18 protein-coding genes are annotated in these 26,032 nt (G+C 72.1%); 10 read left to right on the top strand and 8 right to left on the bottom strand.

What is annotated here, in order from left to right; translation table 11 throughout:
- Positions 1 to 111: 111 nt before the first annotated feature.
- A complete protein-coding gene (locus IA22_RS0101525) occupies positions 112 to 2,373 on the bottom strand; it encodes an MMPL family transporter (protein ID WP_030122510.1) in 2,262 nt (753 codons plus the stop codon).
- A gap of 158 nt (positions 2,374 to 2,531) precedes the next feature.
- On the opposite strand from IA22_RS0101525, the gene IA22_RS0101520 reads away from it, so the two are divergent.
- The 3 genes from IA22_RS0101520 (at position 2,532) to IA22_RS0101510 (ending at position 6,384) form a co-directional block, all read left to right on the top strand.
- On the top strand, positions 2,532 to 3,308 hold the full coding sequence (locus IA22_RS0101520; protein WP_030122509.1) for a TetR/AcrR family transcriptional regulator: 777 nt from the start codon (positions 2,532 to 2,534) through the stop codon (positions 3,306 to 3,308).
- A 96-nt stretch (positions 3,309 to 3,404) separates the two neighbouring features.
- Positions 3,405 to 3,710 (top strand): heavy-metal-associated domain-containing protein, encoded by a 306-nt coding sequence (locus IA22_RS0101515; protein WP_030122508.1) that lies wholly within the window; start codon positions 3,405 to 3,407, stop codon positions 3,708 to 3,710.
- Positions 3,711 to 3,948: 238 nt separating this feature from the next.
- Positions 3,949 to 6,384, top strand: a complete 2,436-nt coding sequence (locus tag IA22_RS0101510; protein ID WP_030122507.1) for a heavy metal translocating P-type ATPase — start codon at positions 3,949 to 3,951, stop codon at positions 6,382 to 6,384.
- A 512-nt stretch (positions 6,385 to 6,896) separates the two neighbouring features.
- Here the strand turns inward: IA22_RS0101510 and IA22_RS0101505 are convergent.
- A complete protein-coding gene (locus IA22_RS0101505; RefSeq protein WP_014156200.1) occupies positions 6,897 to 8,195 on the bottom strand; it encodes a citrate synthase in 1,299 nt (432 codons plus the stop codon).
- Positions 8,196 to 8,392: 197 nt separating this feature from the next.
- Positions 8,393 to 10,624 (bottom strand): SF1B family DNA helicase RecD2, encoded by a 2,232-nt coding sequence (recD2, locus tag IA22_RS0101500; RefSeq protein WP_030122506.1) that lies wholly within the window; start codon positions 10,622 to 10,624, stop codon positions 8,393 to 8,395.
- 146 nt (positions 10,625 to 10,770) lie between these two features.
- On the opposite strand from recD2, the gene IA22_RS0101495 reads away from it, so the two are divergent.
- Both IA22_RS0101495 and IA22_RS0101490 read left to right on the top strand, forming a co-directional pair.
- Entirely contained in the window at positions 10,771 to 11,406 is a 636-nt protein-coding gene (locus IA22_RS0101495) for an SMI1/KNR4 family protein (RefSeq protein WP_015577214.1), read from the top strand.
- A gap of 243 nt (positions 11,407 to 11,649) precedes the next feature.
- Positions 11,650 to 12,402, top strand: a complete 753-nt coding sequence (locus tag IA22_RS0101490; RefSeq protein ID WP_030122505.1) for a class I SAM-dependent methyltransferase — start codon at positions 11,650 to 11,652, stop codon at positions 12,400 to 12,402.
- Positions 12,403 to 12,453: 51 nt separating this feature from the next.
- On the opposite strand, the gene IA22_RS0101485 is transcribed toward IA22_RS0101490, so the two are convergent.
- Positions 12,454 to 13,827 (bottom strand): hydrogenase expression protein HypA, encoded by a 1,374-nt coding sequence (locus IA22_RS0101485; RefSeq protein WP_030122504.1) that lies wholly within the window; start codon positions 13,825 to 13,827, stop codon positions 12,454 to 12,456.
- Between the two features lie 217 nt (positions 13,828 to 14,044).
- A complete protein-coding gene (locus IA22_RS0101480; protein ID WP_015577217.1) occupies positions 14,045 to 14,452 on the bottom strand; it encodes a RidA family protein in 408 nt (135 codons plus the stop codon).
- A 126-nt stretch (positions 14,453 to 14,578) separates the two neighbouring features.
- Here IA22_RS0101480 and IA22_RS0101475 point away from each other — a divergent pair, with 126 nt between their 5' ends.
- Positions 14,579 to 14,962: a winged helix-turn-helix transcriptional regulator gene (locus IA22_RS0101475; protein WP_015577218.1), complete on the top strand. Its 384-nt coding sequence runs from the start codon at positions 14,579 to 14,581 to the stop codon at positions 14,960 to 14,962.
- 248 nt (positions 14,963 to 15,210) lie between these two features.
- On the opposite strand, the gene IA22_RS0101470 is transcribed toward IA22_RS0101475, so the two are convergent.
- From IA22_RS0101470 to IA22_RS0101460, 3 genes are read right to left on the bottom strand one after another with little or no spacing between them, the layout of a single operon-like run.
- The gene (locus IA22_RS0101470; RefSeq protein ID WP_015577219.1) at positions 15,211 to 16,044 is read right to left on the bottom strand and encodes a sugar phosphate isomerase/epimerase family protein; all 834 of its coding nucleotides are present in this window, start codon (positions 16,042 to 16,044) and stop codon (positions 15,211 to 15,213) included.
- Positions 16,041 to 17,183, bottom strand: a complete 1,143-nt coding sequence (locus IA22_RS0101465; protein ID WP_030122502.1) for a dihydrodipicolinate synthase family protein — start codon at positions 17,181 to 17,183, stop codon at positions 16,041 to 16,043. The genes IA22_RS0101470 and IA22_RS0101465 overlap by 4 nt, the downstream gene beginning before the upstream one ends.
- Positions 17,180 to 18,331, bottom strand: a complete 1,152-nt coding sequence (locus IA22_RS0101460; RefSeq protein WP_030122501.1) for a Gfo/Idh/MocA family protein — start codon at positions 18,329 to 18,331, stop codon at positions 17,180 to 17,182. The genes IA22_RS0101465 and IA22_RS0101460 overlap by 4 nt, the downstream gene beginning before the upstream one ends.
- Before the next feature lie 111 nt (positions 18,332 to 18,442).
- Here IA22_RS0101460 and IA22_RS0101455 point away from each other — a divergent pair, with 111 nt between their 5' ends.
- The 4 genes from IA22_RS0101455 to IA22_RS37970 all read left to right on the top strand — a co-directional run bounded on the left by IA22_RS0101455 (position 18,443) and on the right by IA22_RS37970 (position 25,968).
- Entirely contained in the window at positions 18,443 to 19,507 is a 1,065-nt protein-coding gene (locus IA22_RS0101455; RefSeq protein ID WP_014156188.1) for a LacI family DNA-binding transcriptional regulator, read from the top strand.
- A gap of 205 nt (positions 19,508 to 19,712) precedes the next feature.
- Positions 19,713 to 22,781, top strand: a complete 3,069-nt coding sequence (locus IA22_RS0101450; protein WP_030122500.1) for a type 2 lanthipeptide synthetase LanM family protein — start codon at positions 19,713 to 19,715, stop codon at positions 22,779 to 22,781.
- Complete coding sequence (locus IA22_RS0101445) at positions 22,778 to 22,975, top strand: hypothetical protein (RefSeq protein ID WP_014156186.1); 198 nt, start codon at positions 22,778 to 22,780, stop codon at positions 22,973 to 22,975. Before IA22_RS0101450 ends, IA22_RS0101445 begins: the two co-directional genes overlap by 4 nt.
- A gap of 77 nt (positions 22,976 to 23,052) precedes the next feature.
- Positions 23,053 to 25,968 carry a helix-turn-helix transcriptional regulator gene (locus IA22_RS37970; protein ID WP_030122499.1) on the top strand — a complete coding sequence of 972 codons (2,916 nt, stop codon included), beginning with the start codon at positions 23,053 to 23,055 and terminating at the stop codon, positions 25,966 to 25,968.
- Positions 25,969 to 26,032: the final 64 nt, after the last annotated feature.

Here is a 26,032-nt window from a genome sequence, read left to right as displayed (position 1 = left end):
GGCCGGCCGCTGTCATCCACTGCCGTGGACCGGCCGCCGGCCGTCACCATCCCGCTCGCGATCCGGCTCGTGATCCCGCGATCCCGTGATCCCGCTCGTGATCCGGCGAATCTACGCTCCGGCGGTGATCTTGTCCCGCTCCCGCCCGGTCACCCCGGGCCGCTCCTCGGCGTCCTGACCGGCGGTGGGGGCCGACTCCCCCTCGCTCAGCCCGAACCGACGGTGGAAGGCGCGCAGCGGCGCGGGGGCCCACCAGGTGACCCTGCCCATCAGCTTCATCACGGCCGGCACCAGCAGACTGCGCACCACCATGGCGTCCATCAGCACGGCCAGCGCGATCCCGAGCCCGAGCATCTTGGTGTTGGTCACCCGCGAGGTGCCGATGGCAACCATCACCACGGCCAGGATCACGGCGGCCGCGGTTATCAGTCCGCCGGTGCGGCGGAGTCCGAACGTCACCGCGTGCTCGTGGTCACCGGTGCGGTCGTACTCCTCCTTGATCCGGGAGAGCAGGAACACGCCGTAGTCCATGGAGAGACCGAAGGCCACACAGAACATCAGCACGGGCAGTGTCGTCTCTATGTCACCTGTGCTGGTGAAGGAGAGGATCCCGGAGAGGTTTCCGTCCTGGAAGACCCAGACCACCGCTCCGAACATCGCGGTCAGGCTGAGTGCGTTGAGGACGACCGCCTGGAGGGGGATCAGGACACTCCCGGTCAGCAGGAAGACCAGCAGCAGTGTCACCACGACGATGATTCCCACCGCCCAGGGCAACCGGTCCGCGATGGCGTCCTTGGAGTCGACCAGGACGGCCGCCGTGCCGGTCACCGAGGTGTCGAACGGCGCCGGCTCGGCTCGCAGCTCCCGCACCAGATCCTGGGCCTGCTCTCCGACCGGCTCTCCCTCGGGCAGCACGTCGTAGTACGCGAAGCCGTCCCCGGTGACGGGGCCGTTCACCTGCCGCACCCCGGGGAGCGCCTCGATCCGCTCCTTGAAGTCGGCATACCGGCCGGGGCTTGCCGCGCCCTCCGCAAGGACTTCGAGTCCGCCGCCGGGGCTGCCGGGGAAGCCTTCCCGTATGTGTTCCTGGACGATGCGCGACTCGGCCGTGGCCGGCAGCTGGCGGTCGTCCGCCGTGCCGAACTTCACCCCGAGGAACGGGAGCCCCAGGAGCACGAGTCCGACCGTGGTGACGACCGCGAAGACCGGAGCCCTTCGCATCACGAGCACCGAGAGGCGGGCCCATCCCCTGCCCGAGTCCTCGGGCGCGTCCGGGGAAGCGTCCGGTCCGGCGGCCGGCGTCGCCCGGCGTCGGCGGAGCAACCGGCGAAGGTCGAGCGCGTTGACCCGTGGGCCGAGCAGCATCAGGGCGGCCGGCAGCAGGATCAGGGCAGCGGCGGCCGCCAGCAGCACCACGGCGATACCGGCGTAGGCGAAGGAGCGCAGGAAGTACTGGGGGAACACCATCATCGCGGCCAGCGACACCGCCACCGTCAGCGCGGAGAAGAGCACCGTGCGTCCCGCCGTGCGCAAGGTGGTGCCGATCGCCGTCCGGGGATAGGCCCCGGCGGACAGCTCCTCGCGGAACCGGCGGACGATGAACAGCGCGTAGTCGATGGCGAGCCCCAGCCCGAGGGCCGTGGTGAGGTTCTGGGCGAAGACGGAGACATCGGTGAACTCGGTGATGCCGCGCAGCACCGCGTTGGTCCCGAGGATCGCGACGATCCCGACACCGAGCGGCAGCAGGGCGGCGACCGCGCTGCCGAAGACCATGACCAGCAGCACCAGCGTGACCGGAAGAGCGATGAGCTCGGCCCGCAGGAGGTCCTCCTGGATGATGCTCTGCATCTCGTGCCGGACGGCGACGGGCCCTCCGACCGAGATCTCCACCGGGCCGTGCACGCCCTGGTAGTCGGGGGCTATGCGGTCCAGGATCTCGCCGGCGCCCTTCTCGTCCCCTGTGATCCGGGCGGCGACGATCGCTTCGCGTCCGTCCGAGGAGCGCAGTGCGGGGGACTTCGTCTGCCAGTACGAACCGACGCCGGTGATCCCCGGCTCGGCGGACAGCCGTTCGGTGAGCCGGACGGCCTCGGCTGCCACCTCGGGGTCGTCGACCGGGACGTCGCCGCTGTCGACGAGCAGGAGCAGATTGGGCTGCGACGCGGGGAACTCCCGCTCCAGCACCCGGGTCGTCCAGGTCGACTCGGCGTCGGGCGCCTCCCAGCCGCCGCTGCCCATCCGGTCGGCCACCCCACTGCCCGCGAAGACGGCGAGCGCCGTGATCACGAGGGCGGCCAGCAGCGCGAGCCGTGGCCGCGCGGTGACGAAGCGCGTCCACCCCCCGACGCGCTCCGATCTGTTGACTTCCGACATGGTGCGGTGTCCCCTTCACCGGGACCCGGGCCGCACAGGGCAGCATGGGTCGGCCATTGCCCCGTACACTGGCAAACACGAGTCCTCGCTCGTGTTTCATCAGAATGCGAGTGCCCACTCGTGTTTGTCAACCGCGTCTTGAGAGCTGAGGATCGACCGTGCCGGAGGCCAGAGCGGAAGAAAGCGCCGGAACACCCGAATCGAGCGGCAGGGCCAGGACCGGAGCCGACAATGCAACCGGCGGCGGAACCGGCACAGGAGTCGGCACCGGAGCCGGACAGGGCGCCACGACCGGCCGGCCGCGCCGCCGTCAGGCGCGCGGCGAGGCCCGCATCGCCCAGCTGCTGAAAGCAGCCGCCGACGTCTTCTGCGCCAGCGGATACAACGGCGCCAGCACCAACGCCATCGCCCGCGAGGCGGGCGTCTCGCCCGGCACGCTCTACCAGTTCTTCCCCAACAAGGAAGCCATCGCCATCGAGCTCGGCGAGCAGCTCATGCAGCGCTGGCGGGAGACGTACGGCGCCGCCTTCGTCATCAGCCGCATCGAACTGCCGCTCGACAGACTGCTGGACGCCGTCCTCGACCCCCTGATCGCCTTCAACTGCGAGAACCCGGCCTTCGCCGTACTCACCCACGGCTCCGAGATCCCGGGCGTGATCACCCAGGAGCACGACGCGCTCCACGCCACCATGCTCACCCGGACGGAAGCACTCCTGGCCGCCTACCTGCCGGAGCTCCCCGCGGACCGGGTGGCCCGCACCGCGGAGATGTCCTTCGTCCTCTTCAAGGCCGGACTCGACCTGATCATGGCGCACGAGGGTGCCGAACGGGAGGCGTACTCGGCGGAGTTGAAGACCGTGATGTACCGCTACCTGGAACCCCTGGTGTGCGACACACCCGACAGGACGGCCGAACGGAGCATTGATACCCCCTAGGGGTATAGTTGGAGCTGCGGGCAGGCTCACCGGCCTTCCGGTGCGCCCTCGCGCCACATCCGTCACACCACGTGTGCCTGCGAAGAGGAGAACGCCATGACCACCGAGACAGACACGCCCCAGGCCGCCGGCTCCTGCTGCTCGTCCACCGGCTCCTGCGGCGAAGGTGCGGCCGGCGCGCAGGCGGGGGGCGTCACCACGGTGTACGAGGTGAAGGGCATGACCTGCGGCCACTGCGAGGGGGCGGTGTCCGAGGAGATCTCCGGAATCGCGGGAGTGACCTCGGTGAAGGCCGAGGCGGCGACCGGCCGGGTGACCGTGGCCTCCGCGGCGGCCCTGACCGACGAGGCGGTACGCGCCGCCGTCGACGAGGCGGGCTACGAGCTCGTCGGCCGCGCCTGAGACCGGCGGGCCCAGCGCCCGGCGGAGCACGTCCGCCCGGGCGCGCACCCCAGGAGCCCACGCCCCGGCACGGGACCACGGCCCCGCGGGAGCCCTCGCCCGGCGCCACCGCACACCACCCCGCGCGATCCGCGCCCGGCTCGCCCCGCCCGGCGCCTCCCCCCGGGCCGGTTCCGCCACCAGGAAGCAGATACTGGTGGGGAAACGGCCCGACTGCTCGACCCAGGAGTCCGCTCACATGGCCAGCACCACGGCAGCCGAGACCCCGGCGGCCGAGACCTCCGACGCCGAACTGACGATCGGCGGGATGACCTGCGCCTCGTGCGCGGCCCGCGTCGAGAAGAAGCTCAACCGGATGGACGGGGTGACCGCCACCGTCAACTACGCGACCGAGAAGGCCCGCGTCTCCTACGGCGCCGGCATCACGCTCGGCGACCTCGTCGCCACGGTGGAGAAGACCGGCTACACCGCCCAGCCCGTCGCCCGCCCCGCCCCCGCACCATCGGCACCGGCACCCGCGACGGAGTCCCCGACGCGTACCCCGACGTCGGCCGAGGCCGCCGGGGGCGGGCTCCCGACCGGCACCCCCCGTGACTCCGCCGGGGACGGAGCCGCGTCCTTCCGTGAGAGCGGCGAGCTCAGAGGCGACGACCCCGGTGAGGCCGCCGAGCGCCGGGCCGACGCGGCCCTCGCCGCGCTCCGGCAGCGCCTCCAGGTCTCGGCGGTGCTCGCCGTGCCGGTGGTCCTGATGGCCATGGTCCCCGCCCTCCAGTTCGACAACTGGCAGTGGCTCTCCCTCACCCTCGCGGCCCCCGTGGTCGTCTGGGGCGGGCTCCCCTTCCACCGCGCCGCCTGGACGAACCTGCGGCACGGCGCCGCCACGATGGACACCCTGGTGTCCATCGGCACGCTGGCGGCCTTCTGCTGGTCGCTCTGGGCCCTCTTCCTCGGCACGGCGGGCATGCCGGAGATGCGCCACGGGTTCGAGATCACCGCGTCCGGATCCGACCCCTCCTCCACCATCTACCTGGAGGTCGCGGCCGGAGTCGTCGGCTTCATCCTGCTGGGCCGCTACCTGGAGGCGCGGTCCAAGCGGAAGGCGGGTTCCGCCCTGCGCGCCCTGCTCCGCCTCGGGGCGAAGGACGTCACGGTCCTCCGTCCGGGCACGGGGCCGGGGCCGGAGGTCACCGAAGTACGCGTCGCCGTCGACGGGCTCCAGGTCGGAGACCGGTTCGTCGTACGGCCCGGCGAGAAGATCGCCACCGACGGCACCGTCGTCGAGGGCTCCTCGGCCGTCGACACCTCCATGCTCACCGGGGAGTCCCTACCCGTGGACACCGCTCCGGGCGACTCCGTCACCGGCGCCACCCTGAACGTCTCCGGCCGGCTGGTCGTCGAGGCCACCAGGGTCGGCTCGGACACCCGGCTGGCACGGATGGCCAGGCTCGTCGAGGACGCGCAGAGCGGCAAGGCCGCCGCCCAGCGCCTGGCGGACCGGATCTCCGCGGTCTTCGTCCCCGTGGTGCTGCTGATCGCCCTGGGGACGCTGGTCGCCCAGCTGCTGGCCACCGACGACGTGACCGCCTCGTTCACCGCGGCCGTGGCCGTGCTGATCATCGCCTGTCCCTGCGCCCTGGGGCTCGCCACCCCCACGGCCCTCATGGCGGGTACCGGGCGGGGCGCGCAGCTCGGCATCCTCATCAAGGGACCCGAGGTCCTGGAGACCGCGCGGAGGATCGACACGGTCGTCCTGGACAAGACCGGGACGGTCACCACCGGCCGCATGACCCTGGGACGCGTCCACACCGCCCACGGGACGGCCGAGACCGACGTACTCCGCCTCGCCGGCGCCCTGGAGCACGCCTCCGGGCATCCGGTGGCCCGCGCGGTGGCCGCGGGGGCGGCCGCCCGGACGGGCTTGGCACTGCCGGCACCGGCGGACTTCACCGACGTCCCCGGCCTGGGGGTGCGCGGCACCGTCGAGGGGCACGCCGTGCTGGCGGGCCGGGCGAAGCTCCTCACCGACGCCGGGATCGCCCTCCCGGCCTCACTGGAGGACGCCCTGGCGCAGGCGGCGGGTCAGGGAAGCACGACGGTCGCCGTGGCCTGGGACGGCGAGGCCAGGGGTGTCCTGGAAGTGGCCGACAGCGTGAAGGAGAGCAGCGCGGAGGCAGTCGCGGAGCTCCGATCGCTGGGCCTCGACCCGATCCTGCTGACCGGCGACAACCAGGCTTCGGCGGACTCCGTGGCCCGCGCGGTCGGCATCGACACGGTGCACGCGGAGGTGCTCCCGGAGGAGAAGGCGCAGGTCGTACGGCGTCTCCAGGAAGCGGGCCGGTCCGTCGCGATGGTCGGTGACGGCGTCAACGACGCCGCCGCGCTCGCCGTGGCCGATCTCGGCCTGTCGATGGGCACCGGTACCGACGCGGCGATCGAGGCGGGCGACCTCACGCTGGTTCGTGGAGATCTCAAGGTGGCCCCTGCCGCCATCCGGCTGTCGAGGCGTACTCTGTCCACCATCAGAAGCAACCTCTTCTGGGCTTTCGGCTACAACGTGGCCGCACTGCCTCTCGCCGCGTTCGGGCTGCTCAGCCCCATGATCGCGGGTGCGGCAATGGCGTTCTCGTCGGTCTTCGTCGTGACCAACAGCCTGAGGTTGCGCTCCTTCACATGATTTCCACAAAGAGACTTAGATCACACCGATTCGAGGGTAACCATCTGATGGGTTGGTGAGTCTAAGAGTGCGATGCCAAGGATGTCTTGGGGGACGTCCGATGGAGTGTCTTGGGGGACGCTCCTGGCAAGTGTTGGCCGGGGCACGTGCACCGGGGAGCTTTGAGCGGCCCTCCTGTCCGTACGTACCCCGGCAGCCGCACAGCAGGACCGAACTGAATAGGCACCACCGCACAACAACGGGAGTTCAGGCTCCCTGCAGACGCCCGGCCGGATCCCGTGGGGGGAATCCGCTCCGGGATATGGGAAGCGCCCTGTCCGTCGACCCGTGGGGGGATCGGCGGCGGGGCGTTTCTCGCTTTCGCCACAGCCCGTCGGCCGGCATCGGTCCCGGGCAGTCCCCGGAACGCCGAAACGCCCCGGACACCGCGCTCCGGAGTGGGCGAGCGCGGTACGCGGGGCGAAGGATGCCGGCCGCGAGCGGCCGGGGGTGGAGCGGTGGTCCTACAGGTTTCAGCGGCCCTCGACCGGGACGAAGTCGCGCAGGACCTCGCCGGTGTAGATCTGGCGCGGGCGGCCGATGCGGGATCCCGGCTCCTTGATCATCTCGTGCCACTGGGCGATCCAGCCGGGGAGGCGGCCGAGCGCGAACAGCACGGTGAACATCTCGGTCGGGAAGCCCATGGCGCGGTAGATCAGGCCCGTGTAGAAGTCCACGTTGGGGTAGAGGTTGCGCGAGACGAAGTACTCGTCGGAGAGCGCGTGCTCCTCCAGCTTGAGCGCGATGTCGAGCAGCTCGTCGGACTTGCCGAGCGAGGACAGGACGTCGTGCGCGGCAGCCTTGATGATCTTGGCGCGCGGGTCGAAGGACTTGTACACCCGGTGGCCGAAGCCCATCAGGCGGACGCCGTCCTCCTTGTTCTTCACCTTCTGGATGAAGGAGTCGACGTCGCCGCCGTTGGCCTGGATGCCCTCGAGCATCTCCAGGACCGACTGGTTGGCGCCACCGTGCAGCGGGCCCCACAGGGCGGAGATGCCCGCGGAGATCGACGCGAACATGTTCGCCTGCGAGGAGCCGACCAGACGCACGGTGGAGGTCGAACAGTTCTGCTCGTGGTCCGCGTGCAGGATGAGCAGCTTCTCCAGCGCGGAGACGACGACCGGGTCCGGCACGTACTCCTGGGCCGGGACGGAGAAGGTCATGCGCAGGAAGTTCTCGACGTAGCCGAGGTCGTTGCGCGGGTAGACGAACGGGTGACCGATCGACTTCTTGTACGCGTACGCCGCGATCGTCGGGAGCTTGGCCAGCAGCCGGATCGTCGAGAGGTGACGCTGCTCCTCGTCGAACGGGTTGTGGCTGTCCTGGTAGAAGGTGGACAGCGCGCTGACGACCGAGGACAGCATGGCCATCGGGTGGGCGTCGCGCGGGAAGCCGTCGAAGAAACGCTTGACGTCCTCGTGCAGCAGCGTGTGCTGGGTGATCTCGTTCTTGAAGGCCGACAGCTCGTCGGCCTTGGGAAGATCGCCGTTGATCAGCGTGTAGGCGACCTCGAGGAACGTCGAGCTCTCGGCGAGCTGCTCGATCGGGTAACCGCGGTAGCGCAGGATGCCCTGCTCGCCGTCGAGGTAGGTGATGGCGGATTTGTACGCGGCCGTGTTGCCGTAGCCGCTGTCCAGCGTGACCAGGCCTGTGTTGGCCCGGAGCTTCCCGATGTCGAAGCCCTGGTCGCCGACGGTGCTGTCGATCACCGGGTAGGTGTACTCGTCGTCGCCGTACCGCAGTACTACAGCGTTCTTGGTGTGCTCGCTCACGTCATCCCTCACCGACGTAGTGCCTCTTCTTCGAGGTGCCCTGACTGTCTCCACCCTCCCCCATTTGGCTCAGGAGAGTGCACTCGGGGTCGTCCATTGGACCTACTGACGGCACTGAGTGCCGTCAACTTTCTCATCCTGCCCCCTGGACCGCGGTTCCGGAAGAGCTCAGTGATGTTTCCCACCGTTTTGATCGATCATTTTTCCGGGAAGTCTTCCGCCGTACCGCCGCTGAGCCGGAAATCCAGTGCCGTACAGCGCCTGCCTGCGGAAACGGTACGGACCGCCTGGCCGATGGCCTTGCGCGAGCCGACCAGCACGACCAGCTTCTTGGCCCTGGTCACGGCGGTGTAGAGCAGGTTCCGCTGGAGCATCATCCAGGCGCTGGTGGTGACCGGGATGACGACCGCCGGATACTCGCTGCCCTGCGAGCGGTGGATGGTCATGGCGTACGCGTGGGCCAGTTCGTCCAGCTCGTCGAAGTCGTACGCGATCTCCTCCTCCTCGTCCGTGAGAACGGTCAGCCTCTGCTCGTCCGCGTCGAGCGCGGTCACGACACCGACCGTGCCGTTGAAGACTCCGTTCTCCCCCTTGTCATAGTTGTTCCTGATCTGTGTCACCTTGTCGCCTACCCGGAAGACGCGGCCTCCGAACCGCTTCTCGGGCAGGCCCGGCCGTCCGGGGGTGATGGCCTGCTGGAGCAGTCCGTTGAGATGGCCGGCGCCCGCGGGGCCGCGGTGCATCGGGGCGAGGACCTGCACGTCGCGGCGGGGATTCAGGCCGAACTTCGCGGGGATGCGGCGGGCGGCGACATCGACGGCGAGCACCCCGGCGTCCTCCGTCTCGTCCTCCACGAACAGGAAGAAGTCGTCCAGCCCCTGGGTCAGCGGCGGTACCCCGGAGTTGATGCGGTGGGCGTTGGTGACGACGCCGGACTTCTGGGCCTGCCGGAAGATGGTGGTCAGCCGGACGGCGGGGACGGGTCCGCCCTCGGCCAGCAGGTCGCGCAGCACCTCCCCCGCGCCGACCGAGGGCAACTGGTCCACATCGCCGACCAGGAGGAGGTGGGCACCGGGCGCCACGGCCTTGACGAGCTTGTTGGCGAGCAGCAGATCGAGCATCGACGCCTCGTCGACGACGACCAGATCGGCGTCCAGCGGCCGTTCGCGGTCGTACGCCGCGTCCCCGCCGGGTTTCAGCTCCAGCAGCCGGTGCACGGTGGAGGCCTCCGCACCGGTCAGCTCCGAGAGCCTCTTCGCCGCCCGCCCGGTGGGCGCGGCGAGCACGACCTTGGCGTTCCGCGCGCGGGCCAGCTCGACCACGGACCGGACGGTGAACGACTTGCCGCAGCCGGGGCCGCCGGTGAGGACGGCGACCTTCCGGGTGAGCGCGAGCCGGACGGCGGCCTCCTGCTCGGGGGCGAGCGTGGCCCCCGTACGCCCCGCGAGCCAGCCGAGCGCCTTGTCCCAGTCGACGTCCTGGAAGCCGGGCATCCGGTCCTCCGGGGTGCGCAGCAGGCGCTGCACCTGGGCGGCCAGGGAGATCTCGGCGCGGTGGAAGGGGACCAGGTACACGGCGGTGACCGGCTGACCGTCCTCGGGGCCCGGCACCTTCTCCCGTACGACGCCCTCCGGGTCCTGCGCGAGCTCGGCCAGGCAGTCGATGACGAGCCCGGTGTCGACCTGGAGCAGCTTCACCCCGTCGGCGATCAGCCGCTCCTCGGGCAGGAAGCAGTGCCCCTGGTCGGTGGACTGCGAAAGGGCGTACTGGAGCCCGGCCTTGACCCGCTCGGGGCTGTCGTGCGGGATGCCGACGGCCTGCGCGATGCGGTCGGCGGTGAGGAATCCGATGCCCCAGACGTCGGCGGCCAGCCGGTAGGGCTGGTTCTTCACGACGGAGATCGAGGCGTCCTCGTACTTCTTGTAGATGCGGACGGCGATGGAGGTGGAGACGCCGACGCTCTGGAGGAAGACCATGACCTCCTTGATCGCCTTCTGTTCCTCCCAGGCCGCGGCGATCATCTTCGTCCGCTTCGGGCCGAGTCCGGGCACCTCCACGAGGCGCTTCGGGCGCTGCTCGATGATGTCCAGGGTGTCGACGCCGAAGTGGGTGGTGATGCGGTCGGCCATGACCGGCCCGATGCCCTTGATCAGGCCCGATCCGAGGTAGCGGCGGATGCCCTGGATGGTCGCCGGGAGGACCGTCGTGTAGTTGTCGACCTGGAACTGCTTGCCGAACTGCGGGTGCGAGGCCCAACGCCCCTCCATCCGCAGGGACTCGCCGGGCTGGGCACCGAGGAGCGAGCCGACGACGGTGAGCAGGTCCCCCGCACCGCGCCCCGTGTCGACGCGGGCCACGGTGTAGCCGTTCTCCTCGTTGGCGTAGGTGATGCGCTCCAGGACGCCTTCGAGCACGGCGGAGTTGGACATGGTGCCGACCGTACCGCCCGGGTCGGACAGCGTGTGCCGCGATCATGGTTCCCGCCTTCCGGCCACGCCGGCCTGACACAGCTGGGCGCCGGAGCAGGCGCGGTGCAGGACGCCCCGCTGTCAGTGCCGGCCTCTAGCGTCGGCACATGACACCTGGGGACACCGCCGCGTTCGATCACGAGTGGGCTCGCTTCGAGTCGTGGCTTTCGGCGCATTCGCCCGCCGACCGGGCGGCTTTGAGAGGACCGGCGGCCCCCGAAGGGATCGCCGCACTGGAATCGCGGCTGGGCTTCGCCCTGCACCCGGAGCTCCGGAGGCTCCTGGAACTGCACGACGGCGCAGCTCATCCTGTTGCCCCACCGGGTTCGTCCCCTCTGCCCGCCGGAGCGTTCCTGCCGCTGGGGCACCGTCTGAGCGGCCTGGACGACATCGCGATGATGCACAAGATCCTCGTGGAGGTCGGTGAGGACCTCATCGAGACCGGCCTGTGGAACGACGAGGACGTGGCCGGGCATCTGCACATGTGCGTGCCGATCGCCCTGCCCAACGACGGAGGCGTCGCGTTCGTCGATCACCGTCCGGGGCCTTCGTACGGGCACGTGTACGAGATGGGAATAGGCTCGGGCGATCTCGACGGCACACTCTGGGCGACCGGGCCGGCCGAGCTCTTCCGGTCCCTGGCCGACTCCCTGGAGACGGGCTCGCTCTTCCTGTACTACCGGCCGTCGACCTACGCGGGCGGGTCGGGGCACCAGTGCGTCGAGTGGGACATCGAACACTGACGGCCGTCCGGCACCAGGCCCGCGAAAGTCTCCGCGAAACACACCTCGGCCGCGCCCGGAAACGTGCCGCGACGGGCCTGGGTCGGGCCGTGGGCAGGGGAACGAGCGGTGTCCCGGGGACCGGGCCCGGGTGCCTGCCGGACGCTGCCCAGCGGAGCGCCCGGCGCGCTCCCAAACCTGCTCCGACCTGCGGAAACGGTCGCTGCGGGACTAGAATCGGGCCCTCGGGAAGGGGGCTTTCGGATGCACCGGAACATACGCTCGGTGGACGACGTACTGAAGCTCATGGACAGCCTGTTCGCGCCGGAGGCCGACCGGTGGACCGGTGACGCGAGCGGCTGGTGGGACGGTTTCTACGCGGACCGGTCGAAGCCCGTACCGTTCTTCGTGGCGAAGCCGGACGAGAGCCTCGTGTCCTATCTCGGCCAGGGTCTGATCGCCCCCGGCCGCGCCCTCGATCTCGGCTGCGGGCCGGGGCGCAACGCCCTGTACCTGGCGTCACAGGGCTACGAGGTGGACGCCGTCGACCTGTCGCCGGGGGCCATCGCCTGGGCCGAGGAGCGGGCAGCCGAGGCGGGGGCGGACATCCGCTTCCACCGCGGGGACGCCTTCGCCGACGACGCGCCCGCCGGGCCCTACGACCTGATCCACGACTCGGGCTGCTTCCACCACCTGCCGCCCCACCGTCGCATCAGCTATCTCACGCTCGTGGAGCGCACCCTCGTCCCCGGCGGGCATCTCTCCCTCACCTGCTTCGCGTCCGGCGCTATGGGGTCCGAGCAGCCCGACGCCGACCTCTACGGCGGTACGGGGCTTCAGGGCGGCCTCGCCTACACGCCCGAGTCGTTGCGCTGGATCTTCTCCGGGATGGAGGAGATCGAACTGCGGCGGATGCGTGACGAACCAGCAGAATCCCCGCACTTCGGCGAGGACTTCCTCTGGACCGCTCTGTTCAGGAAGCCGGACGGGCACGGGACGGGGCCCTCGGCCGGGTGAGCCCCCCGGTGACGGCCGGGGGGCTCCACCTCGCGGGCCGGAGCCCTCTGGTCACACCGTGAGCTTCACGGCCTCGAACCACCGCTTGTTGTCGGTGGTGCCGACGAACATGTACTCGGGCCGGCCGTTCTTGCAGTACTGCGGCCCCCAGCCACCGTCGCCCATCTTGGCCGTGTGGCAGACGCTGCCCTTGCCGACGTTCATGGCGAAGCCCGTCAGGAACGGGGCACCGCTCTTCGAGCTGCCTATGTAGTTGTTCTTGCCGTCCGCGATGGTGGCCGTCCAGCTCGGGGCCCACTTGGCGTTGCCGCTCGTCGAACCCGGGTCGTGCAGCAGGGCGTTGGCGGAGGAACCGCCGACGTTCCACACCGCGATGTTGAGGGCCGTGATCCGCTTGCCCTGGCCCGCCGTGCCGGCCATCGTCCCGTCACACACCGGTGTCTGCCAGCCGCTCCCCGACACGAAGGCCCGGTAGCAGATGTGCCGCCCCTCGGGGTCACTCGCGGCGAGGCCGCTCAGCGCGCTGGCAGCCGTGTTCGCCGGCGCCGCCGCCACCCTGGCCGCGGCCGTCGCCTTGGGCTTGGGCTTGGGCTCGGGCTTGCTCTCAGGCGTGACCGACGGCGATGCCTTCACCGGCTCGGGGGCCGGCTGCACGGCCGGCTTCTCCTTCTCCTTCTCCTTGCTCGGAGTCGCGGAAGGGCTCGGCGACTTGCTGGTGTAGGCCTCCGGCTGCTCGGAGCGATCGGCGCCCAGGACCGTGCCCGCCGCGTTCTGTGTGAGGTCCTTCTCCGGCTTGCGGTCGTCCTGGCCCATCACGAGGAACGGTACGGAGACCAGGAGCGCGCCGACGACCGCCGCCGCGGCCAGCACCGATTTTTTCGGCCGGCTGCCGAGCAGCTCTCCGGCCGTCCGCGTTCCCGCGCCGCCACCGTCCGCCACCGTGGCCACCGCCACCGCAGCGCCGGGGGATCCGTCGACGGTGCCGGTCGCCGTGCGCGCCGCGGCCGGGCCGGAGGCGGACGCCGCCGACGCCGACGCCACGGGGGTCGCACCGGAGTCGGCCGTCGACGGGCCGGGCTCCTCCTCCGTCGACGGCTCGGAGGCGCCGGCGCCGGGGGCAGGAGCAGCCGCCTCGGCGGCAGCCGCCCGCCCGGCCGTCCGTGCCCGGGGGTCCGCACCCTCCTGAGCCTCGTTCCCGGCACCCTCGCTCGTCAGGCGTCCACCGGCGTCCGGCCCCGCCCCGGCGGACGACGTGTCGCCACGCCGGTCGCCCGTCCCCGGAACGCCCCCGGAGCCTCCGGCCGCCTCCTGCGCCGGCACCGTCGGGCGGACCGGCGCCGGCGACGTCCCGGACGCGTCGGAGGAGCCGGAGGACGTGCCCGGACTCGGCGGTACGGGGCTGGAAGGATCATGCTCACGCGCCATGCGACTTCCTTACTCATATGGGGGGCCGGCGTCGTTCCACGCTCCGCGGCCACGCACGACCGGGCCCCACCCTCCTGGACCGCCGGTTGAGCGAAGTCCTCTACATACCAGGTGCCTTGACGGGCAGTGAGGGCTGAAACGCCTCAACGGCCCGGACCTGGGACGACGGTACAGGAACCGTGTCGGCCGTGGTCGGCCGACGGGCGCCCCTCCGCGCTCAGTCGAGGACCGCCGTGGCCTCGACCTCGACCAGGTGCTCGGGGACGTCCAGCGCGGCCACGCCCAGCAGGGTGGCCGGCGGTACCGGGGTGGTCCCCAGCCGGGCGGACGCCCGGGCGATCCCCTCCAGGAGCAGGGGCATCTTGTCCGGGGTCCAGCCGACGACGTGGACGTTCAGCTTCGCCACGTCGGCGAAGGAGGCGCCGGCACCGGCGAGGGCGGTGGCGACATTGACGTAGCACTGCTCGACCTGGGCCGCCAGGTCACCTTCGCCGATCGTGACACCGTCGGCGTCCCAGGCGACCTGTCCGGCGACGAAGACCAGCTTCGAACCGGTGGCGACGGACACCTGACGGTAGACGTCGATCTCCGGGAGTCCCATGGGGTTGGTCAGGGTGATGGCCATGCCGTCCGCCTCCTTGCCGTGCGGCCCGGCGGGCCGTCACGTGCTCTCTTGTGGTTACTGGGAAACCGTAGGAGAGTGAGCGCTGACGTGGAAGAAAGCACTTTTAAGTGACAGGGGAACCCGAAGGTGACCAAGCAGTTCAGCGGCTCGCCCGAGCAACAGGCGGACCTGAGGCGCGCGGATTCGCTGGCGCGGGAGATCTTCTCGGACGTCGCCAACAAGTGGGCGCTCCTGATCATCGAGGCCCTGGGCGACCGCACGCTGCGCTTCAGCGAGCTGCGGAACGCCGTGGAGGGGATCAGCCACAAGATGCTCACCCAGAACCTGCGCATGCTGGAGCGCAACGGGCTCGTCGAGCGGACCGTGTATCCCACGGTCCCGCCGAAGGTCGAGTACACCCTCACCGGACCGGGACAGGGGCTGCGGAAGACGGTCGACGTGATGTGCGACTGGACCCACCGGAACCTCGGCCACATCGAGGCGGCCCGCCGCCGCTCCGAGGCGGGCTGAGCCGGCCCCCCGGACGCGGCTCGCGCGGCACGTCCCGCGATGCCCTCCCGGCATGCCCGGACCACGGCCCAGGAAAGCGGAATGGGGCCCGGCCATCTGGCCGGACCCCCCTCGCTTTCCCCCTCCGTCGGGCTTCCCGATCCCCCCGGACCCCTCCCCGGAAGTCCCGACGCAGAGTACGACCGGGGAAGGTACGCAAAGGTTGCACGCCTTGACGATCTCTTTACCTTCGCGTCCCGGACCCGCTCTCAGCAGGCGTGTTCCAGGTAGCGCGCGGCCACTTCACCGATCACTTCGGCGCCGTCACGCGCCCAGAGCCCCTCGTTGAAGATCTCGACCTCGATCGGCCCGTCGAAGCCGGTGGCCTCGACCTGGCGGCGCATCCCGCGGAAGTCCACGCATCCGTCGCCGAGTTGGCCTCGCCCCACCAGAACACCCGCCGGGAGCGGGGTGATCCAGTCCGCGAGCTGGAAGGAGTGGATCCGGCCGCCGGCGCCCGCCCGGGCGATCTGCGCGGCGACCTGGTCGTCCCACCAGACGTGGTACGCGTCGACGACCACCCCGACCTGCTCGGCCGGGAACCGCTCCGCGAGGTCCAACGCCTGGGAGAGCGTCGAGACCACGCAGCGGTCCGAGGCGAACATCGGGTGCAGCGGCTCGATCGCGAGCCGGACGCCCCGCTCGTAGGCGTACGGAGCCAGCTCGGCCAGGGCGTCGGCGATCCGCTCACGTGCCGCGTGCAGGTCCTTCTCCCCCGCGGGCAGACCGCCGGAGACCAGGACCAGGGTGTCGGTGTTCACCCCCGCGGCCTCGTCGACGGCCGCACGGTTGTCGTCCAACGCGCGTGCGCGCTCGGCGGGTTCGGTCGCGGTGAGGAAACCGCCGCGGCAGAGGCTGGTGACGGTGAGACCGGCGTCCTCCATCAGCTGCCCGGCGCGCTCGACGCCGTACTCCTGGACCGGGGCGCGCCACAGGCCGACGCTGCCGATGCCCGCCTTGGCGCAGCCCTCGACGAGCTCGGGCAGGGACAGCTGCCGGACCGTCTCCTGGTTGAGGGAGAGGCGGGACAGTTCGGCGGTCATCGGCTTCCTCCGTGGACGGTCAGCAGGGCGCGCATCCGGGACTCGGCCAGCTCCGGGTCCGGGAACAGGCCGAGCCGGTCGGCCAGTTCGTACGCCTTCGCCAGGTGCGGCAGGGAACGGGCCGACTGCAGGCCGCCGACCATCGTGAAGTGGTCCTGGTGTCCCGCCAGCCAGGCGAGGAACACCACGCCGGTCTTGTAGAAGCGGGTCGGGGCCTGGAACAGGTGCCGGGACAGTTCGACCGTGGGGTCGAGGAGGTCCCTGAACCCCTGTACGTCCCCGGTGTCCAGGACCCGCACCGCGTGCGCGGCCAGCGGGCCGAGCGGGTCGAAGATGCCGAGCAGGGCGTGGCTGAAGCCCCGGTCGTCCCCCGCGATCAGGTCGGGGTAGTTGAAGTCGTCACCGGTGTAGCAGCGCACCCCGCTCGGGAGTCGGCGCCGTACGTCGATCTCGCGCTCGGCGTCCAGGAGCGAGATCTTGATGCCGTCGACCTTGTCCGGGTGTTCGGCGATGACCTTGAGGAAGGTGTCCGTGGCGGCGTCGAGGTCGGCACTGCCCCAGTAGCCCTCCAGCGCCGGGTCGAACATCGGGCCGAGCCAGTGCAGGACGACCGGCTCGGTGGCCTGGCGCAGGAGGTGGGCGTAGGTCTCCAGGTAGTCCTCGGGGCCGTTCGCCGCGGCGGCCAGGGCGCGGGAGGCCATCAGGATGGCCTGCGCCCCGCTCTCCTCGACCAGGGCGAGCTGCTCCTCGTACGCGGCGCGCACCTCGGGCAGGGTCGCGGGTCCGGTGAGCTGGTCGGTGCCCACACCGCAGGCGATCCGGCCGCCCACGGATTTCGCCTCGGCGGCGGAGCGGCGGATCAGCTCGGCCGCTCCGGCCCAGTCCAGGCCCATGCCGCGCTGTGCGGTGTCCATGGCCTCGGCGACGCCCAGGCCGTGGGACCAGAGGTGACGGCGGAAGGCGAGGGTGGCGTCCCAGTCGACGGCGACGGGGTCGTCGGGGCTGATGTCGGCGTACGGGTCGGCGACGACGTGGGCGGCGGAGAAGACCGTGCGGGAGGCGAGCGGCGCCCCGTCCGGCGTCAGGTCGAGCGGCGTGGTCCGGGGTTCGTACGGGCCCTGCGGGAGGTGGATGGTCACAGGCTCAGCTCCGGTACGTCGAAGCGGCGGCCCTCGGCCGAGGACTTGAGGCCGAGCTCGGCGAGCTGGACGCCTCGGGCGCCCGCCATGAGGTCCCAGGTGTAGGGCTCGTCGAGGACGATGTGGCGCAGGAAGAGCTCCCACTGGGCCTTGAAGCCGTTGTCGAACTCCGCGTTGTCCGGGACTTCCTGCCACTGGTCGCGGAACGGCTCGGTGACCGGGAGGTCGGGGTTCCAGACCGGCTTGGGTGTGGCGGAGCGGTGCTGGACACGGCAGTTGCGCAGTCCCGCGACGGCGGAGCCGTGGGTGCCGTCGACCTGGAACTCGACGAGCTCGTCGCGGTTGACGCGGACGGCCCAGGAGGAGTTGATCTGGGCGACGGCGCCGCCGGCCAGCTGGAAGGTGCCGTAGGCGGCGTCGTCCGCGGTGGCGGCGTAGGGCTTGCCCTGCTCGTCCCAGCGCTGCGGGATGTGCGTCTGGACGTGCGCCGAGACGCTGGTGACCTGGCCGAACAGCTCGTGCAGGACGTACTCCCAGTGCGGGAACATGTCGACGACGATGCCGCCGCCGTCCTCCGCGCGGTAGTTCCACGAGGGCCGCTGGGCGTCCTGCCAGTCGCCTTCGAAGACCCAGTAGCCGAACTCGCCGCGCACGGAGAGGATCTCGCCGAAGAAGCCGCCGTCGATGAGGCGCTTCAGCTTGAGGAGGCCCGGGAGGAAGATCTTGTCCTGGACGACGCCGTGCTTGATCCCGGCGTCGCGGGCGAGGCGGGCCAGGTCGAGCGCGCCCTCGACGTCGGTGGCGGTGGGCTTCTCGGTGTAGACGTGCTTGCCGGCGGCGATGGCCTTCTTGATCGTCTCGACGCGGGCCGAGGTGACCTGGGCGTCGAAGTAGATGTCGATCGACTCGTCGGCGAGCACCGCGTCGAGGTCGGTCGACCACTCGGTCAGGCCGTGCTGTGCGGCGAGCGCCTCCAACGCGTGGGCGCGGCGGCCGACGAGCACGGGCTCCGGCCAGAGCACCTGGCCGTCGCCGAGGTCGAGGCCGCCCTGTTCGCGGATCGCCAGGATCGAGCGCACCAGGTGCTGCCGGTATCCCATGCGTCCCGTGACGCCGTTCATGGCGATGCGCACTGTCCTGCGTGTCACGAAAGTTCCCTCCATACAGCCGTAGCAAGCGCTTTCTATTCGGTATGACGCTAGCCTGCCGACAGCGGCCCGGACAAGGGGGCCCGCTCCACAACTCCTCGGAGGAGAGCCATGACAGTCACCCTGGCGGACGTCGCGGCCCGCGCCCGGGTGTCCCCGGCCACCGTGTCCCGTGTCCTGAACGGCAACTACCCGGTGGCGTCGTCCACCCGCGAACGGGTCCTGCGCGCGGTGGACGACCTGGACTACGTGCTGAACGGCCCGGCCAGCTCGCTCGCCGCCGCCACCTCCGACCTGGTGGGGATCCTGGTCAACGACATCGCCGACCCGTTCTTCGGCATCATGGCCGGGGCCGCGCAGAGCGAGATCGGCGGGCCGGGCGACGGATCGGGCCGCGGCGGCGGGGAGAAGCTCGCCGTCGTCTGCAACACCGGCGGTTCCCCCGAGCGCGAACTCACCTACCTCACCCTGCTGCAGCGCCAGCGCGCCGCGGCCGTCGTCCTCACCGGCGGCGCACTGGAGGACCCGGCCCACCAGGCCGCGATGGCCGCGAAGCTGGCCAGGCTCGCGGACGCCGGGACCCGGATCGTCTTCTGCGGGCGCCCCCCGCTGCCGGACACCGACGCGGTGACCGCCGCGCTGGCCTTCGACAACCGGGGCGGCGCCCGGCGGCTCACCGAGCACCTGATCGGCCTGGGGCACCGCCGGATCGGCTACGTCGCCGGGCCCCTGGAGCGCACCACGACCCGGCACCGGCTGGAGGGCCACCGCGAGGCCATGAAGGCGGCCGGGCTGTACGGCGACGAGGAGAGGGTCACCGTGCACGGCCCCTACGACCGCGGTTCCGGCTACGACGCCACCCTCGAACTCCTGCGCCGTGAGCGCGAGGTGACGGCCGTCGTGGCCGCCAACGACACGGTGGCCCTGGGTGCCTGCGCGGCGGTCCGGGATCTGGGGCTCCGCATCCCCGAGGACGTCTCGGTGGCCGGCTTCGACGACCTGCCGTTCTCGGTGGACGCCGTACCGGCTCTGACGACCGTGCGGCTGCCGCTGTTCGAGGCGGGGGCGCGCGCGGGCCGGCTGGCCATGGGCAAGGAGACACCGCCGCCCGGCGGGATCGCGACCATCGCCGCCGAGCTGATGGAGCGGGGATCGACGGCGGCTCCGGCCCGCTGACCCGAGGATCCCGTGCCCCCGGGGACCCGGCGGGCCGCGGTTCCCCCACGTGGGGGCCCGGCTGACCTGGTGTTTCCGTACGGGCCGGGCGCCGCACCCCTAAAGATGGGGGCGACTCCCCCATGTGCGTGACCCGGGGGGCCCTCCAGGATGGGGCACGGGAGAACCGCTGGGGCCTCCCTGGACCGGGGAGGTGAACGCGGTGATGGAGAAGGAAGCGATCGACGGTACGGCGTCGTCGGACGGCACGGCCGACGAGGACCACGCCCCCGTACCGGACACCGACGGCCTCTTCGGACTCCGGGAGCACGGCGAACCGTGGTGGGTTCCCGGCACGGTCGGACCGCGCCCGGCTGCCGAGCCCGAGTGGGCCGGCTTCGCCCGGGAGGCGGTCGCCCGGGCGCCGCGCTCGGCGCGGATCGCGGACCGGGCCTACCCGGACCTCACCGGCTTCGTCCTGGTGGTCGCCCCGTTCGCGGCCCGGGCGGCCGACCGGGTGGTGTGCGCGGTGTCGGGGGACGGCGGCACGCGGCCGGGACCGGCCGCCTGCTCCGCCGGTGTGCTGGACGGCTTCCGGCGCGACGTGCAGAGGCGCCTGGCCGTGCTGGCCGCGCGGACCCTCGTGTCGGAACTGCACGACGCGCGGGTCGGCGGCAGGCTGACGGGATCCGGGCCGCGTGAGCGCTTCCGGGACTTCCTGCGGCTGACCGCGAGCCGGGCCGGCTTCGCCTCGCTGGTCACCGCCTACCCGGTCCTCGCCAGAGTCCTCGCGCAGACGGCCATGAACGCGGCGGACGCCTTCGCCGAGATGCTCGGCAGGCTCGCGGCGGACGGCGGACCCCTCGCCTCCTCCCCGGTGCTCGGCGCCCCGGGTCCGGGGCGGCTCACCTGCTACGGGCCGCACACCCTGACCGAGGTCGAGGCGGGCACGGGCGACAGCCACCGCGGGGGCAGGTCGGTGATGCTGCTGCGGTTCACCGACGGCACCAGGCTGGTCTACAAGCCCCGCCCGCTCGCCGCGCACCGGCACTTCGACACCCTGGTGCAGTGGTTCAACTCCCTGGAGGGGACGCCCGGTCTGCGGGCGCCCCGGGTGCTGGACCGGGGTGCCTACGGCTGGGCCGAGTTCGTCGAGGACGCCCCCTGCCGCACGGCGGACGGGACCGCGCTCTTCTACCGCCGCCTGGGTGCGCTGCTGGCGCTGCTGCACGTCCTGGACGGGACGGACCTGCACCACGAGAACCTCATCGCCTGCGGGGCGCATCCCGTCCTGGTCGACGTGGAGACGCTGTTCCATCCGCCGCTGACCCAGGTCCCGCCCGCCGATCCGGCCGCCCGCGCCCTGTACGGCTCGGTGCACCGGGTCGGCCTGCTCCCCCAGCTGCTGGTCGGGGATACCACCGCGCTGGACATGTCCGCCGTGGGGGGCGGCCGGGCGGCGTCCTCGCCGCTGGAGACGGCCTCCTGGGCGGCGGCGGGCACCGACACCATGCATCTGGTGCGCACGACCGGCCGGTTCGCCGGATCGGCCAACCGGCCCACTCTGGACGGGGCCCTGGCGGAACCCTTCCGGTTCACCGACGCGCTCTGCGAGGGTTTTCGCTCCGCGTACACCGCCGTCAGCGACTCACGCGACGAACTCCTTGGCCCCAAGGGGTTGTTGCGGATCTTCGCGGACGACGAGACCCGCTTCGTACCCAGGCCGACCTGGACGTACGCCACCCTGCTGCACGAGTCCACCCACCCGGATCTGATGCGGGACGCCGCCGAGCGCCAGCAGGTGTTCGCGCTCCTGCGCACCGGCGCCCTCGGCGCCCCCGCGCTGGCCGGTCTGGAGGACGAGGAGATCGCGGAGCTGTGGCAGGGCGACGTTCCGGTGTTCACCACGCGCCCGGACCTCACCGACGTGTGGAGCGGCACCGGGCTCAGGATGCGGGGCCCGGCCGGGCCCACCGGGCTGGCGCGGGTGGAGGAGAAGGTCCGGGCCCTGGACACCGTGGACCGGCTGGACCAGGAACGGATCATCCGCACGGCCATGGTGAGCACCTCCACCGAGCCCCCGCACGCCTCCGCGGGGTCCGCGCGCCCCAGGACCGAGGCCACCGCGCCGGAACCGGAGCGGCTGCTGTCCGCCGCCCGTTCGGTGGGTGACCAGCTCGTCTCGCTGGCCTACCACAGCGGCAGCCGGACCAACTGGATCGGCCTGGAACTGCTCGGCGAGCGCTACTGGCGCCTCACGCCGCTGGCGGCCGACCTCGCGGGCGGCTACACGGGGCCGGCGCTGTTCCTCGCGCAACTGGCGTCCGTGACCGGGGCCGCCCGGTACGCCGACGCGGCACGGGCCGCGCTGGCCCCCCTGCCGGGTCTGCTGGACGCGCTGCATCTGCGCGGGGACGACCTCGGGGTGCTCGGTTCCGGCGCCTTCGCCGGCCTCGGGGGCATCGCGTACGCGCTGACCGAGGTCGGGACGCTGCTGGACGACAGCCGGATCCTGGACTGGACGGGGCCCGCCACCCGGCTGGCCTGCGCGGCGAGTTCGGCCGAGGAGGGGCTCGGGGTGCGCGGCGGCGCGGCCGGAGGGCTGGTGTCACTGCTCGCCGTGCACCGCACCACCGGCCGGACCGAAGCCTGGCGCGGTGCCGAGCGGTGTGCCGAACGGCTCGTCGCGGCGGCACCGCCCTCCTCCGCGGGCTTCGCGGACGGGGCGGCGGGGATCGGCTGGGCGCTCCTGCGGTTCGCCGGGGCGGGGGGCGGCCCGCGCCACCGGGACGCCGGACTGGACGCCCTGCGCGGTGCCGTACGGGGAGCAGGCGCCGGCCGGTCCTGGTGCGAGGGGACGTCGGGGGTCGCGCTCGCGGTCGCCGACAGCCCCGAGGCGCTGGCCGATCCGGAGCTCCGCGACTGGCTCGCGGAGCGGGCCGGTGACGTGGCCACGGCCGAACCGCAGGCGGACGACAGCCTGTGCCACGGCGAACTGGGCGTACTGGAACTGCTCGGTCACGCCGCCGTGCCCCGGCTGCGCCCCCACTGGCTGCGCCGGACCGGCACCCTGCTGGCCGCCGCCGACCGGGCGCAGTCGCACTGCGGGACGCCCGGACACATACCTCACCCCGGGCTGCTCACCGGCCTGTCGGGCATCGGACACGGGCTGCTGCGGGCGGGTTTTCCCGACCGGATCGGCCCGGCACTGCTCATGCGCAACTCCACGGGGGCCGACCGGACCCACGTGCCCATGACGTTCTCGACCAACGACCAGAAGAAGAGGCAGAGATGACGCAGATCAGCGAGTCGGCCGGATACGTCGACGTCACCGCGGCACACGAGGGCGCCTTCGAGCACCCCGCGGGCCGGATATCGCTAGGCAGCAACGGAGGCCTGGGTCTGCGGAGCAGACTCCTCAGCGCCTCGGACGGGGACGCCGTCAACGGCCCCGACCTGCCGTGGACGACGTTCACCGTGCCGATGTAACCCTTTCCCGCCCCGTGCACGTCATGACGGTAATGTGCCTACTGCCGCACTCTGTACGGCTCCAGTAGCCTGCGGCCATGCGTGCGAATTCGCCGGTCGTCGTCGGCCGCGACGAGGAGATCGGTCTGCTGAGCAGCGCCCTGGACGCCGCACGACGGCGTTCGGGGCGCGCGGTGTTCCTCGTCGGAGAGGCGGGGATCGGCAAGTCCCGGCTGGTGGGCGAGTGTGCCTACCGGGCCTACGGGCTGGGGATGCCGGTGCTGCGCGGGCGGGCGGGCTCCACCGGCCTGGTCGTGCCGTTCCGCCCCCTGGTGGAGGCCCTGTCCTCCCACTTCCGTGCCGCGGGCACGCCGAAGGATCCGGAACTCGCTCCGTACCACCCGGCGTTGGCGAGGCTGGTGCCGGAGTGGCGGAGCAGCGCGTCGGCCGGTTACACGGAGACCGTGGTCGAGCTGGCCGAGGCCCTGCTGCGGCTGCTGTCGGTCCTCGGCCGGGACACCGGCTGCGTGGTGCTGCTGGAGGACCTCCACGACTGCGACACGGAGACCGTCGCGGTCGTGGAGTACGTCATCGACAACCTGGCGGACCTTCCGGTCCTGCTGCTGGGCACCCTGCGCCCGGAGCAGGGGACCGCCCTGGACCTCGTACGCTCCGCCGAGCAGCGTCACACCGCGACGGTGGTGGAGTTACGCGGGCTCGACGACGCGGACGTGCGGACCCTGACCGGGGCCTGCCTGGAGACACCGCCCGAGCTCATACCCGAGGCGGTCCAGCGGCGTCTGGCCGAGCGCGCGGCGGGCAACCCCTATCTGGTCGAGGTGCTGCTCGACGACCTCCTCGACACCGGCAGGCTGCGGCGCACGGAGACCGGCTGGGAGGCGGCGGACCAACCGGACGGCACCCTCCCGTCGCGCATCCTGCGCAGCTGGGCCAACCGGCTGGACCGCATGGACGAACCGGTGCGTGACCTGCTGCTGACGGCGGCGACCCTGGGCGGCCAGTTCTCCGTGGCGGTGCTCCAGACCGTCACCGGACTGGAGGACCGGGCCCTGTTCACCCATCTCCGGTCGGCGGTCGAGACCGGTGTGATCGCCCCCGACGGGGCGGCCCCCGACCGCTACACCTTCCGTCACACCCTCACCGCCGAGGCGCTGGTCTCCTCGCTCGCACCGGCCGAGCGCGCCGCACTCGCCCGGCGTGCCGCCGCCGCGGTGGAGCAGTCGGGGGAGCCGCTCGACGAGGACCGACGGCAGCTGGTGGCCTCGCTGGAGCTCGCGGCGGGCAATCGGGCGCGGGCCGCGCTCCAGTTCGCGGAGGCGGGCCGGCGGATGCTCGCGTCGGGGTCGCACGGTTCGGCCGTGGTGCTGCTGGAACGTTCCATCTCCCTGGCGGCGGACGCCGATCTGGCTGCCGTCACCGAATCCCTGGCGGTGGCCCGGGCCGAGGGCGGCGACCTCGACGGGGCCCTGGCGCTGGCCGACGGCCTGCCGCCGCTCCCCGCGCGCTCGGAGGCGGCCGCCCGGCGCGGGGACGCCCACATCAAGATCGCCTGGGTGGCGGTCATGGCGGAGCGCGCCGAGGACACGGCACGTCAGATCGCTGCCGCACGCGCCCTGTTCGGGCCGGAGCCGTCCCCCGCCCGCCGGGCATCGCTCGCGGTCGTGGACGGGCATCTGTCCCTGCTCCCCGGGGAGGACCGGCGGGAGCCGGAGGCGGCCGAACGGGCCGCCCTGGAGGCAGCCGGGACCGCCGAGGCGGAGGGGCTTCCGGTCGTCGCCTGCCAGGCCTGGCAGTTGCTCGCGCTGCTCCACCGGGAACGGGGCTTCGACGCCGCGGACGACTGCCTGGAGCGGATGCTCGCCCTGTCAACCGAGCACTCCCTGTCGCTCTGGCGGGTGGAGGCACTGGTGCGCCTGGGGGTGAACGCCTTCATGCGGACCGGTGACGCGGCCCGTCTGCACTCGGCGCGGGCGGCCGCGGCGGAGCTGGGTTCCCTGCTGCTGGCGCAGACCGTCGACGGGCTGCTCGCGATGAACGCGGTGATGTGCGCCCGGTGGGACGAGGCGGAGGAGATCACCGCACGGTCGGTGGAGGCGAGCGCCAGGATCGGCAACCACGGCGCGCACCGTTATCTGCTGCTGGCCGGAGCGGCCGCCGCCGCGCACCGGGGACGGCGGCGGGAGACGGACCGGGCCCTCGTCGCGTTCCGCCGGGCGGGCGGGGAGCAGTCCGCACTCGTGCCCCTGCGGCTGGGTTTCTGCGGGGCGATCGGGGCGCTGCTGGAGGAGGACCGCGCCGCTGCCGTGGAGGCGCTCGACGCCGCCCTGGCCTGGGAGCGCGACCACCCCAGCTACTACTACCTGAGCGGCCGTTACGGACTGCGCCCGCTGCTGCGGGTGCTGTCGGGCGACGCGGCGCGCGGGGAGTACGAGGAGGTGGCCGGGGCCTCCGGCGCCGCCCTGGCCTGGAACCGGCAGTTCCTCGAACTGACGGAGGCGGTGCTGCTCGGCAGGGAGGGCGACCCCGCCGGTGCCGTGCGGCGGATGGAGTCCTTCCACGCCCGGTCCGAGACCTTCCCGGTGGCCCGCCATCTCGGTCTGCGGCTGGTCGCGGACGCGGCGCTCGCCGACGGATGGGGTGAGCCGGTCGTGTGGCTGCGCACCGCCGAGGAGTTCTTCCACTCGGCCGGGGTGCAGCCGGCTGCCGCGGCGTGCCGGGCGGCGCTGCGGCAGGCGGGGGTGAGCGTGACCCAGCACCGCGACGGACGGGACCGGATCCCCCCGCCGCTGCGGACCAGCGGGGTGACCCCGCGCGAGTACGAGGTGTTCGTCCTGCTGGCGGAGCGGCCGGGCAACCAGCAGATCGCCCGGCGGCTGTCCATCTCGCCCCGCACGGTGGAGAAGCACCTGGCCAGCCTGCTGAGCAAGACGGGCCGGGCGAACCGTACGGCCCTGTGCGAGTTCGCCGCGGAGTGCGTGGTCGACCTCCCCTGAGCGGGCGGTCCCCCGTCCGGCCGGCGGGCTCGCCCCCGTCCGGCCCCGCGGATGGGGGGACAGC

Source organism: Kitasatospora papulosa, from assembly GCF_000717245.1.
Lineage (GTDB): Bacteria > Actinomycetota > Actinomycetes > Streptomycetales > Streptomycetaceae > Streptomyces > Streptomyces papulosus.
The sequence above is the reverse complement of the archived record's forward strand: the minus strand, read 5'-3'. Positions and strand labels throughout refer to the sequence as shown.